At 50.9% G+C, this 12,632-nt stretch carries 8 protein-coding genes and 1 other annotated feature; of the genes, 7 read left to right on the top strand and 1 reads right to left on the bottom strand.

Annotated features, from left to right (window positions below; translation table 11 throughout):
- Window positions 1-258 precede the first annotated feature (258 nt).
- Together SHK35_RS07220 and SHK35_RS07215 are read left to right on the top strand one after the other, a co-directional pair.
- The gene (locus SHK35_RS07220; RefSeq protein ID WP_318709241.1) at window positions 259-2,223 is read left to right on the top strand and encodes a SpoIID/LytB domain-containing protein; all 1,965 of its coding nucleotides are present in this window, start codon (window positions 259-261) and stop codon (window positions 2,221-2,223) included.
- 34 nt (window positions 2,224-2,257) lie between these two features.
- Complete coding sequence (locus SHK35_RS07215; RefSeq protein WP_318705145.1) at window positions 2,258-3,070, top strand: YihY/virulence factor BrkB family protein; 813 nt, start codon at window positions 2,258-2,260, stop codon at window positions 3,068-3,070.
- On the opposite strand, the gene SHK35_RS07210 is transcribed toward SHK35_RS07215, so the two are convergent.
- The gene (locus SHK35_RS07210; RefSeq protein WP_318709240.1) at window positions 3,059-5,206 is read right to left on the bottom strand and encodes a glycoside hydrolase family 3 C-terminal domain-containing protein; all 2,148 of its coding nucleotides are present in this window, start codon (window positions 5,204-5,206) and stop codon (window positions 3,059-3,061) included. The two genes, SHK35_RS07215 and SHK35_RS07210, sit on opposite strands and share 12 nt — an antisense overlap.
- A gap of 126 nt (window positions 5,207-5,332) precedes the next feature.
- Here SHK35_RS07210 and SHK35_RS07205 point away from each other — a divergent pair, with 126 nt between their 5' ends.
- The 5 genes from SHK35_RS07205 (at window position 5,333) to queA (ending at window position 12,631) form a co-directional block, all read left to right on the top strand.
- Window positions 5,333-6,148 (top strand): AraC family transcriptional regulator, encoded by an 816-nt coding sequence (locus tag SHK35_RS07205; protein WP_318705143.1) that lies wholly within the window; start codon window positions 5,333-5,335, stop codon window positions 6,146-6,148.
- A 147-nt stretch (window positions 6,149-6,295) separates the two neighbouring features.
- Window positions 6,296-6,544: a binding site (T-box leader), on the top strand.
- A gap of 56 nt (window positions 6,545-6,600) precedes the next feature.
- Window positions 6,601-7,620, top strand: a complete 1,020-nt coding sequence (gene pheS / locus SHK35_RS07200) for a phenylalanine--tRNA ligase subunit alpha (RefSeq protein ID WP_318705142.1) — start codon at window positions 6,601-6,603, stop codon at window positions 7,618-7,620.
- A gap of 50 nt (window positions 7,621-7,670) precedes the next feature.
- Entirely contained in the window at window positions 7,671-10,091 is a 2,421-nt protein-coding gene (pheT, locus tag SHK35_RS07195) for a phenylalanine--tRNA ligase subunit beta (protein WP_318709239.1), read from the top strand.
- A gap of 48 nt (window positions 10,092-10,139) precedes the next feature.
- Entirely contained in the window at window positions 10,140-11,585 is a 1,446-nt protein-coding gene (locus tag SHK35_RS07190) for an aminopeptidase (RefSeq protein WP_318709238.1), read from the top strand.
- A gap of 11 nt (window positions 11,586-11,596) precedes the next feature.
- Window positions 11,597-12,631: a tRNA preQ1(34) S-adenosylmethionine ribosyltransferase-isomerase QueA gene (gene queA / locus SHK35_RS07185; RefSeq protein WP_334301684.1), complete on the top strand. Its 1,035-nt coding sequence runs from the start codon at window positions 11,597-11,599 to the stop codon at window positions 12,629-12,631.
- Window position 12,632 lies beyond the last annotated feature (1 nt).

Here is a 12,632-nt window from a genome sequence, read left to right as displayed (position 1 = left end):
GGAAAGCCAAGGAACTTGCGTGTAGTAGAAAAGGTTACTGGCGAATGGCAAAAGTCTTGAACCAAATCTTTTCAAATAAAATAATAGCCAAGCTAGGATATCCATCCATGCTCGACTATTATCTGATAGTCTATGAAAACTAAGGAACCGCCGTGTACGGAACCGTATGCACGGTGGTGTGAGAGGTCGGCTAATCAACTAATGATTAGCCTCCTACTCGATTAGGACTTGAAAAGAATAAAAATGTGAGGATTTGATTTGAGCGGAAAGAAAGAGACGCATCACAGGAGACTAAATAAATCCCAGAGAATGCAGATGAAGGCCTTTGTGTGTGTGCTTGGGCTTTTGCTGCTTTTCATACTGCTTTTGGGTCGATTTGTTCTGTTTTTGATACATAGAGAAAGGGAGGAAACACCCATAGAGCCTTCCCCTGTGATTCAGGAGCTTAAAAATATCTGGATTATGGATGCGGGGGAAGAAAAGCTCCTTATTTTTCATGAAGGGAAGGAGGAGAGCTACGCCTATGGAGAGACTCTGCAGATGCCGGATCATCCAAGGGAGCAGATCGCAGATATTGTGCTTACAGACGGCGTTGTTACAGATATTTCCCTGAAAACAGAAAAGATAAACGGCAGGATACTGCGTGCGGATGGGGATGGAATCGAGGTGGAGGGCTATGGCTGGCTTCCTTTTTCGGAGGATTATAAGGGATACCGTATTTATAACACGCTGGAAATGTGCACTGCCTCTGACTTGAGCTTTGGATACAGCTTCACAGACCTTGTGCTTGACAATGGACAGGTGTGCGGCCTTCTGATGGTGAAGGAGGAGGCTATGGAGTACATAAGAGTGCTGATTAAGACGGGAGATTACGGCGGCCTTCTTCACCAAAGCCTGGTGATCACGTCGGATACTGATTTTACCGTGCAGTATGGAAGCTATGGGGAGCTTAAGGAGGAGACCTTTGGGGCGGGGGAGGAAGTGAGCATTGACCTGGAGAGCCCTTATTTTTCGGGGGACAGGGTAACCGTCACCCCGAACGTGCTCACCGGAAAGGTGATTTTGAAAAATGTAAACCGCAGTCAGGGCATTCCCAGCTACAGGGGACATATGGAGCTTTTGAAAACCCAGGATGGAATTGCTCTGATTAATGAGGTTCTTTTGGAGGAATATCTCTACAGTGTGGTGCCCAGCGAAATGCCGGCCTCCTACCCGGAGGAGGCTCTGAAGGCCCAGGCGGTCTGTGCCAGAACCTACGCCTATGATCACATGCTGCGGGCGGCCTACCCTGGGTATGGAGCCCATGTGGATGACAGCACCTCCTATCAGGTGTACAATAATATTTTAGAGCAGGAAAGCACCACTACGGCGGTAAAGGAAACCTATGGGCAGCTTTTGTATACCGGGGAGGGAACGCTTGCTGGGGCTTACTACTATTCCACCTCCTGTGGAGTGGGAAGCGATGCCTCCGTATGGAAAACAGAAGAGGCAGAGACACTGGATTATCTTCGGGCAAAGGCGTTAAATCCCGAGGCAGTGGAAAAACAGGGCGCAGAAGGCACAGAGAACGAATTGTCTGATATCGGGGAGAGGCTTAAGGATGAGGATGCCTTTGCCGCCTTTATCTGTTCCAAAAACGCTTCTGATTTTGAGGTGTCGGAGGGGTGGTACCGCTGGACCTATCAGGTCCCCCAAATAGATACCGACTATATGCTGGAAGCGCTCAAAAAGCGTTATGCTGCAAATGAAAAGCTTGTACTCACCCTTGTGGACGGAGAATTTGTCAGCACACCCATTTCAGAGCTTTCTGAGCTGACGGGGCTGTCCATTGTAAAGCGGGGCAGCGGCGGTGTTGCGGATGAGCTTATGATCGAGACAAAGGAGCACACCTATAAAGTGATCTCAGAGCATAATATCCGCTATGTGCTCAACAATGGGGAAAGCAAAATTCTGCGGCAGGATGGAAGCCAGGTGGATTCCCCTTCCCTGCTTCCCAGCGCGTTTTTCATTTTGTCCCCTAGTATGGAAAAAGAAATAGTGGTAGGATATACGCTGACAGGCGGGGGCTTTGGACACGGAGTGGGAATGAGTCAGAATGGAGCCCGGAATATGGCCAAAAGCGGCTATGTCTGTGAGGAGATTCTAAGCTTTTTTTATGAAAACTGCTTTATAGAAAATGTTTATCAGGAAGGGCAGACAGAGGAAGGACAGAGCATTGCATAAGCTATTTATAATCCTGCGGGATTTTTCCGCGCAGATGAAAAAACAGAATATCAGCGCATTTGCGGCAAGCACGGCATTTTTTCTGGTGCTGTCCATTGTTCCCATGCTGATTTTGATTTGTACCATAATTCCCTATACCCCGCTGACGGAGGAAAATCTGGTCAGAGCGGTCACTGAAATCACGCCGGACAGACTGGATTCTTTGGTGGAAGGCCTGATCGCCGAGGTTTATGAAAAATCGGCGGGGATTTTGTCCGTTGCAGCCATTACTACCTTATGGTCTGCGGGAAAGGGAGTTCTGGCCCTGATGCGGGGGCTGAACGCCATTGGCGGCGTGGAGGAGGACAGAAACTATTTTGTGGTGCGTCTGGTGGCGTCGCTGTATACTGTGGTGATGCTGGTGGTACTGATTTTATCTCTGTTTATTATGGTATTCGGCAATCAGCTGGTGGAGCTTTTGCTGTACAGAGTGCCTCAGCTGCAGATTCTGGTATCTTTTTTGATGAATTTCCGCTTCCTTCTGGTGTGGGCCATTTTGACGCTGCTTTTCAGCGCTGTGTATGCGTACGTGCCAAACGAAAAGCTGGCCTTTGGGGAACAGGTGCCGGGCGCTGCCTTTGCGGCGGTGGTCTGGAGTGTTTTTTCCTGGGGCTTTTCCCTGTATGTGGAAAGGACGGAATCCTACAGTATTTACGGCAGCCTTTCCCTGATTGTCATTGTCATGGTGTGGATGTATTTCTGCATGTATATCATTATGATCGGAGCCTACCTGAACCGGTATTTCAGGCCTGTAAACAGAGTCCTTGCAAACCGGCACAGGCAGGATGAGACCAGCTTAGAGGATTAGCCGGAAGGCTTCCTCGTCAGAAAACTCAGGCGCACAGAAGCCCGCGTAAAGCACAGCACCTTCCAGGGGCTTTTGGGGCCGACCCGTTTCATCTATTACAGAAAAGGCAGCAGGCGGAATGGACAGTTCAAAGTCAGCTGCCTTTCCTTTTTCCAGAAAAATCCGCCGAAAGGCCGCCAGCCTGGAGTTTGGCACCTCAAAGGGAGTGCCCTCCACGTGCAGATACAGCTGCAGCACATCGTCTACGTCAAAATCCCCGGTATTTTCACAGGACACGCGGCAGAGGAGTCCCTTTTGGGCAAAATCCCGGTAATCGGGGGAAGCCTGTGGAACATCCCTTAGCGACACCCCTTCTGCATCTTCCAAAAGAGAGCAGGACACCTGTGTGATCTGCACCCGGCCATAGGTGAGACCGTAGCCAAAGGGCCTCCAGGGTTTTTTCGTGAGATACCTATGGGTTCTGTCCTTCATGCTGTAATCAGTCATTTCCGGGAGAGGGTTTTGATTGTCATAAAAGGTAATGGGCAGCTTTCCGCCGGGGGAGGCCAGACCAAACAAAATGTCGGCAACCGCCCTGCCCCCTTCACCGCCGGGATACCATACCTGCAGTATGGCATCAGCGTCAGCCTCGTAAGCGGATAAGTCCATGGGACTGCCGGAGGCATTTAATAAAATTAAGGGCTTTTTGACAGCGATGATGGATTCCACCAGCTGTTTCTGCACCTTGGGAAGCAGAAGGTCAGGCCTGTCTCCTGCGGCAAATTCGTTTCCGGTGTCCCCCTGTTCGCCCTCCAGGGTGGCGTCCAGCCCCAGGCAGAGGATCACCAGATCAGCGTTTTCGGCAGCGATTACGCTTTCTGCAGCACCATAATTTTCGTGGGGCCTGCCCACCCGGGGCGGATGATATAGATTACATCCCTGGCTGTAATGGACGGCAATGCCATAGTCGTCGCACAGCCCTCTGATTCCCTCCAGCAAAGTGATTGTTCTGGGCGGTGTGCCGTGATAGTTGCCCACAAGGGCTGTGGCGCTGTCAGCGTTTGGCCCGATTACGGCGATGGTTCTGTATTTTTCTCTGGAAAGCGGCAGGATGTTGTCGTTTTTTAAAAGGACACAGCTTTTCACGGCGGCCTCGTAAGCCAGATTCAGGTGCTCCTTACACCCCACCACCTGGTAGGGAATCTGATCCAGGCTGGAGCGGTCGAACATGCCCAGAAGAAATCTTGTGGTGAACAGGCGCACGGCGCTGCGGCGGATGTCCTTTTCTGTGATTTTGCCCTTTTTGAAGGCGGCCATAAGGTGCTCGTAGGTGCATCCGCAGTTTAGATCGCAGCCCGTCTTCAGGGCCAGAGCCGCAGAGTCCTCAGGGGAATTGGTAACCTGGTGGTTTTCATGGAAATCTCTTATGGCCCAGCAGTCCGAAACATAATGGCCCTCAAAGTTCCATTCCTCCCGCAGCACCTGGTTCATCAAATAATTGCTTGCACAGCATGGCTCGCCATTGGTGCGGTTATAGGCTCCCATAACGGCTTCCACGCCTGCCTCCTTCACACAGGCCTCAAAGGCGGGCAGATAGGTTTCGCGCAGGTCTTTTTCGGATACCCTTGCATCAAATTCGTGGCGGAGAGCCTCGGGACCGGAATGAGCGGCAAAATGCTTGGCGCAGGCTGCAGTGGTGAGAAAACCGTCTATTTTTGCCTGAAGTCCTCTGATGATGGCGCAGCCCAGCTTTGCGGTCAGAAGAGGCTCCTCACCGAAGGTTTCCTGTCCCCGCCCCCATCTGGGGTCCCGGAAAATATTGATGTTTGGCGCCCACATGGTAAGTCCCTTGTACCGTGAGCGGTCACCGTGGGCGGTATAAGCATTATATTTTGCCCTTGCCTCCAGAGAAACAGCCCGGCCGATCCGCTCAAGAAGGTCCGGGTCAAAGGTTGCGCCAAGGCCGATGGCCTGGGGAAAGCAGGTGGCGGTGCCGGCCCTGGCTACGCCGTGCAGCGCCTCATTCCACCAGTTGTAGGCCGGTATGTTCAGCCTGGGAATAGCGGGAGCGTCATATTTAAGCTGGGATGCGGCCTCCTCAACCGTCATCTGCTTTACAAGGGCTTGTGCCTTTTGCTTTGCTTCACTTCTGGTCATGTCAGTAACCCTCCTTTAAGTCTTTTCCTAAGAACAGTTTAGTAGGAAAAATCTCGGAAAACCAGTCATAAATCTTGTTTTTTCAGACAAAAATTGCTATATTGGAAGAAGTAATGGAGGTGCTTTGTGGAGCGCACAGAATCTTGTCAGGAAACCAGCTTTTACGAAACCAGAAAAGAAATTTATGACTGCCATGTGTGGCATCATCCCAACTTTCCGCTTCATATGCACAAGCATCTGGAATTTGCCTATAACGCGGGAGGGCAGATGCAGATGACTGTGGGCGGAAGGGAATACTGTATGGAGGCGGGAGACTGTATGCTGATTTTTCCCTATCAGCTTCATTCCTTTTCCTCTGAAGGTGAGATCGACCTATCTCTGATTATCGCCGATATGGACTATGTGGGTGAATTTAAGGAGGAGCTTTCCCGTTATGAGCTGGAAACGCCCTGCTTTCCTAAAAGCAGCCTGTCCCGGTATGGCCAGCGTATTCTGGAGCTGGTCAGGACGAGCGCCTATGACAGCCAGGTGCCCTATCAGCTTGATAAGGGACTTCTGCTTGTGCTTTTGACGGACATTTTTCATCATATCCCCATGTCGCCCCGGAATGCGCCTGCAGATTTGAGCATTTCCCAAAAGCTTTTACAGTATGTGAATGAGCATATCGTTGAGGAGCTGACAGCGGCCAAAGCAGCCAAGGCCATGGGCATCAGCCCCTATTACCTGTCCAGAATTTTTTCCGAGGAGCTAAAGACCTCTTTTCCCGCCTATGTGGCCGGCCAGCGGCTGAATCTTGCCTGCAATATGCTGCGCAATACCCAGATGAGCGTGACGGAGATCACATACGAGGCGGGATTCCCCAATATGCGAACCTTCCACAGATGCTTCCGCAGACAGTTTGGCTGTACGCCCACGGAGTGGAGAAGCAGCAGCCATAGCTGAGAGGATAGCAGCTCAGCCATAAGCTGTATGACAAGCAGATCATGCTTGCATGAGATTGCTTGTTGCACAGCTTATGACTGAGCTGTTATGCGGGAAAATTTTAGGTTGACATTTTCTGCAAAAATCACTACAATGATAGTCAATAAGTCAAAGGCATTGAAGGCATAAAGTAGTGTTTCAGCTTCTGCCAGAGAGAGGAGGCCACCGGCTGCAAGTCTCCTTAAGTTCAGCTGAAATCGCGAATTTCCTGCCGGAGCCGCCGAGAGGAACAAGCCAAACAGGCTTCAGTAATTTCGGACGTATGCTGCACGTTACGCAAAAAAGAGAGTCCGTTAGACTGCATTTTACAGTAAAATGGAAACATGGGTGGTACCGCGGTGAAAGATCGTCCCTTGCTGCTTTTCGCAGCAAGGGACTTTTTTGCGCGAATCAAAAAAAGAAAGGAATAAGTCATGAAAGCCAAATTAGACCAGATCAGAGAACAGGCGATGGCACAGATTAAAAGCTGTGACACAATGGAAAAGCTTAACGAGATCAGAGTGGGCATCCTTGGAAAGAAGGGAGAGCTCACCAGCGTGCTGAAATCCATGAAGGAGGTATCTCCCGAGGACAGGCCCAAGGTAGGCCAGTGGGTCAATGAGACCAGAGAGGAAATCGAGAAGGCCATTGAAGCTTCCAGAACCAAAATGGAGAAAGCCCTTCGGGAGGCAAAGCTGAAGGCTGAGGTCATTGACGTGACGCTTCCAGCCAAAAAGGCTGAGATTGGACACAGACATCCCAATACCATCGCCTTAGAGGAGGTGGAACGCATCTTCGTGGGTATGGGCTACGAGGTGGTGGAGGGCCCGGAGGTTGAGAAGGATTATTACAACTTTGAGGCTTTGAACATTCCGGCGGACCATCCTGCAAAGGACGAGCAGGACACCTTTTACATTACGGGAGATATTCTTCTTCGTACCCAGACCTCTCCGGTTCAGGTGCGGGAGATGGAGACCGGGAAAATGCCTATCCGCATGATTGCCCCGGGAAGAGTATTCAGGGCCGATGAAGTGGACGCTACCCATTCTCCCTCCTTCCATCAGATCGAGGGGCTGGTGATTGATAAGAATATCACCTTTGCCGATTTGAAAGGAACCCTGGCTGCTTTCGCAAGAGAGCTGTTCGGGGAAGAGACGAAGGTAAAATTCAGGCCCCATCATTTTCCTTTTACAGAGCCCAGTGCAGAGATGGATGTAACCTGCTTTAAGTGCCAGGGAAAGGGCTGCCGTTTCTGCAAGGGCAGCGGCTGGATTGAGATTTTAGGCTGCGGCATGGTGCATCCCCATGTGCTTGAGATGAGCGGCATTGATCCGGAACAATACTCCGGATTTGCCTTCGGTGTGGGCTTGGAGCGCATTGCGCTTTTGAAATATGAAATCGACGATATGCGTCTGCTATATGAAAATGACATCCGTTTCCTGAAGCAGTTTTAGGAGAGGAATAAAAAATAGAAACATCGCTATAATGAGAAAGGAATAAGGACATGAATACAGCGTTATCATGGATTAAGGCATATGTGCCGGAATTAAGCTGCACGGATCAGGAATATTGCGACGCCATGACCCTTACCGGCACCAAGGTAGAGGGCTTTGAGAGAGCGGATAAAAATCTGGAGAAAATTGTGGTGGGGCAGATACTGTCCATAGAGAAGCATCCCGACGCGGACAAGCTGATCGTGTGTCAGGTGGATATCGGAACGGAAACCATTCAGATCGTGACGGGAGCGCCCAATGTAAAGGAGGGCGACAAGGTTCCCGTAGTGCTCGCAGGAGGAAAGGTGGCAGGCGGCCATGACGGCGGGCCCCTGCCGGAGAATGGAATTTCCATAAAGGCCGGCAAGCTCAGAGGCGTGCCCTCCAACGGCATGATGTGCTCTATCGAGGAGCTTGGCTCCAGCAGGGACATGTATCCGGAGGCTCCGGAGAACGGCATCTATATTTTTGAACCGGATGTTCAGGTGGGAGCGGATGCGGTGGAGCTTCTGGGACTGCGGGATACGGTGTTTGAATATGAGATCACAAGCAACCGTGTGGACTGTTACAGTGTGCTGGGAATTGCCAGGGAAGCGGCAGCGGCCTTTAAAAAGCCCTTTGTTCCTCCGGTTGTGCCTTCCACAGGGAACGATGAGGATGTGAAGGATTATATCAGTGTGGAGGTAAAGGACCCGGATCTTTGTACCAGATACTGCGCAAGGGTCTGCAAAAACATCAAAATCGGTCCTTCGCCCAAGTGGATGCAGAGGCGGCTTGCGGCCAGCGGCATCCGTCCGATCAACAATCTGGTGGATATCACCAACTATGTGATGGAAGAATATGGGCAGCCCATGCACGCCTATGACCTGAATACCATCGCCGGACATAAAATCATTGTCAGACGGGCAAAGGACGGGGATGAATTCCAGACCCTGGACGGCCAGATGCGTAAAGTGGACGGCCAGGTGCTGATGATCTGCGATGCCAAGAAGGAAATCGGCATTGCCGGCATTATGGGCGGTGAAAACTCCAAGATCACGGAGGATGTGCAGACCGTACTGTTTGAGGCGGCTACCTTCAACGGCCCTAATATTCGGAAATCTGCCAAGAGAGTGGGACTGCGCACGGATGCGTCCGGAAAATTTGAGAAGGGACTGGACCCCAGGAATGCGGAAGCAGCCATCAACCGGGCCTGCCAGCTGATTGAAGAGCTGGGCTGCGGCGAGGTGGTAGGCGGCATGGTGGATGTGAAGGAGCCTTTGGCGCCTCTTCGCCGGATTCCCTTCTGCCCGGAAAAGATCAACCGTCTTTTGGGAACGGATGTGTCTGTGGAGGAAATGCTTGCAATCTTCGCCAGAGAGGAGCTTGTGTATGACGAGGATGCGGGAGAACTGGTGATTCCTTCCTTCCGTCAGGACCTTGCAGGAACGGCGGATATTGCGGAGGAAGTGGCAAGGTTTTACGGTTATGATAAAATTCCTACCACTCTGCCAAGCGGAGAGGCCACCACAGGCAAGCTGTCCTACAAGCTCCGGATTGAGCAGAAGGCCAGAGACATTGCGGAGTATTGTGGATTTTCCCAGGGAATGTGTTATTCCTTTGAAAGTCCCAAGGTGTTTGACAAGCTTTTGATTGGGAAGGAAGACCCGGCCCGCAAAGCTATCACCATAGCAAATCCCCTGGGAGAGGATTTCTCCATTATGAGAACCATATCCTTAAACGGAATGCTAAACAGTCTGGCCACTAATTATAACCGGAGAAATAAGAATGTGAAGCTTTACGAGCTGGGGAATATTTACCTGCCTAAGGCGCTGCCCTTGACGGAGCTTCCCGATGAGAGGATGCAGTTTACCCTGGGATTTTACGGAGAGGGGGACTTCTTTACCTTAAAGGGAGTGCTGGAGGAGTTTTTTGAGGGTGTGGGCATGCGCAAAAAGCCGGAGTATGACCCGAAAGCCGGCAAGCCTTTCCTGCATCCGGGCCGTCAGGCGCTGATCAGATACGAAGATGTCTTAATCGGTTATCTGGGAGAGGTGCACCCGGATGTGCTTGACAATTATAATATCGGAACCAGAGCCTATGTGGCGGTGCTTGATATGCCCAGCCTGATTCCCTTTACCACCTTTGAAAGAAAATATGAGGGCATTGCAAAATTCCCTTCGGTGAGCAGAGACATCAGTATGGTGGTTCCCAAGAAGGTTATGGTGGGCGAGATTGAGCATGTGATTGTACAAAGAGGCGGAAAGCTTTTGGAGAGCTGCCAGCTTTTTGACATTTATCAGGGCAGCCAGATTAAGGAAGGCTTTAAATCGGTGGCTTATTCTATCACCTTCCGGGCCAAGGACAGGACGCTTTTGGACAGTGATGTAAACGCGGCTATGAAGAAAATCTTAAACGGCCTGGAGCAGCTTGGCATAGAGCTGCGCCAATAAGGATAAGGAAGCAGAAAAATTCAAACAAGCTTGGAAGTGAGGAGAATCATGGAAAGAAAGAACGTATGGGAAACTTATGATGCGAAAGAGCAAAAAAAGCTGGAGGCATTTTGCGGGGAATATCGGGAATTTCTGGATCATGGAAAGACAGAGAGAGAATGTATTGACACGATTGTAAATACCATTGAAAAGGCCGGGTACAGAGAGTTTGCCACTCTGGAAAAGAGCGGAGAGGGGCTGAAAAAGGGTGACAAGGTATACAGCGTGTGGATGAACAAGTCCATCGTCATGTTCCAGATCGGCGAAAAGCCCATGGAAGAGGGGATGAATATTTTAGGGGCGCATATTGACAGCCCGAGACTTGATATTAAGCAGAATCCTCTTTATGAGGAGGGGGGCTTTGCTTATTTTGACACCCATTATTACGGCGGCGTTAAGAAATACCAGTGGGTTACCATTCCTCTTGCCATTCACGGCGTGGTTGTGAAGAAGGATGGAACCACCGTGGAGATCAATATCGGAGAAAACGAGGAGGATCCGGTATTTTTCATATCCGATCTGCTGATTCACCTGGCACAGGAGCAGCTGGAAAAAAAGGCCGCAAAGGTCATCGAGGGGGAGGCCCTGGATATTATCATCGGGAATAAGCCTCTGGTTTTAGATAAGAAATCAAGAAGCAAAAAGGAAGATGTCCAGGGGAAGGAGGATGCCTCGGGAAAGGCCGGGAAGGAGGCTGTCAAGGCAGGTGTGCTCAATATCCTTAAGGAAAGCTACGGTCTGGAGGAAGAGGACTTTATTTCCGCAGAGCTGGAGGTGGTTCCGGCAGGAAAGGCCAGGGAAGCGGGATTTGACCGCAGCATGATCCTTGCCTACGGCCAGGATGACAGGGTGTGCGCCTATACTTCCATGAAGGCAATGCTGGACGTGGGAGAGACGGACAGAACCATCTGCTGTATTCTGGTGGACAAGGAGGAAATCGGCTCTGTAGGTGCAACCGGCATGCAGTCCCGGTTTTTTGAAAATGCGGTGGCCGAGGTCATGAATCTGTGCGGCGATTACAGCGAGCTGAAGCTTAGAAGATGTCTTTCCCGCTGCTGTATGCTTTCCTCAGATGTAAGCAGCGCCTTTGATCCTTCCTATGCTTCCAGCTTTGACAAGAAAAATGTGGCCTTTCTTGGAAAGGGCATGGTATTTAATAAATTTACAGGCGCAAGGGGAAAAAGCAGCTCCAACGACGCAAATGCGGAATACCTGGCCCATATCCGCCAGATTTTTGACAAAAAGAAAATACATTTCCAGACTGCAGAGCTGGGCAAAGTGGATTTGGGCGGCGGCGGAACCATAGCGTATATTCTTGCTTTGTACGGCATGAACGTGATAGACAGCGGCGTGGCGGTGTTAAATATGCACGCGCCCTGGGAGGCCACCAGCAAGGCGGACATTTACGAGACCTACAGAGGGTATAAAGCGTTTGTCCAGGGGGCTTGTCTCTGATGGCCGGCGAGCTGAAAAAGTCAGATTTTTATTTTGATCTGCCAAAGGAGCTGATCGCCCAGGACCCATTGGAGGACCGCAGCGCCTCCAGGCTTCTTTTGCTGGATAAAAATACGGGAGCCGTCTCCCACCGGGTGTTTCGGCAGATTACGGAATATCTGCGGCCCGGGGACTGTCTGGTGCTTAATAATACAAAGGTGATTCCCGCAAGACTGCTGGGACAGCGGGAGAAAACAGGAGGCCATGTGGAGCTTCTGCTTTTAAAACGAAGGCAGGACGATGTATGGGAGACCTTGGTAAAGCCTGGAAAAAAATGCAGACCGGGAGCAAGAATCAGCTTTGGGGACGGACTTTTGACTGCTGAGGTGCTTGAGACGGTGGAGGAAGGCAACCGGCTGGTACGGTTTACCTACGACGGTATCTTTGAGGAGGTATTGGACCGGCTGGGAGAAATGCCTCTTCCTCCTTACATTACCCATAAGCTTCAGGACAAAAATCGTTATCAGACCGTTTATGCAAAATATGAGGGCTCGGCGGCGGCGCCTACGGCGGGGCTGCATTTTACCCAGAGCCTGTTGGATCAGATTACGGAAATGGGAGTGGAAACCGCTTATGTGACTCTGCACGTGGGACTTGGAACCTTCCGGCCGGTGAAGGAGGAAAATGTGCTGGAGCACCATATGCACTCGGAGTTTTATCAGGTGACAGATGAGGCGGCACAAAAGATAAACCGGGTGAAGGAAAAGGGGGGCAGGATTATCTGCGTGGGAACCACAAGCTGCCGGACCGTGGAGAGCGCTGCGGATGAAAATGGCATAGTGCGGCCTGGATGCGCACAGACCGATATTTTTATTTATCCGGGGTATCGGTTTAAGGTTCTGGATGGATTGATTACGAATTTCCATCTGCCGGAATCCACACTGGTGATGCTGGTGTCTGCACTGGCAGGCAGAGAGCATGTGTTAGCGGCTTACAGAGAGGCTATCCGGGAGCGCTATCGATTTTTCAGCTTCGGGGATGCCATGTTCATTGCAGATTTCTCATGAC

It is taken from the genome of Candidatus Acetatifactor stercoripullorum (genome assembly GCF_944382095.1).
GTDB lineage: Bacteria > Bacillota > Clostridia > Lachnospirales > Lachnospiraceae > Acetatifactor > Acetatifactor stercoripullorum.
This window is presented reverse-complemented; position numbering and strand designations above follow the sequence as displayed.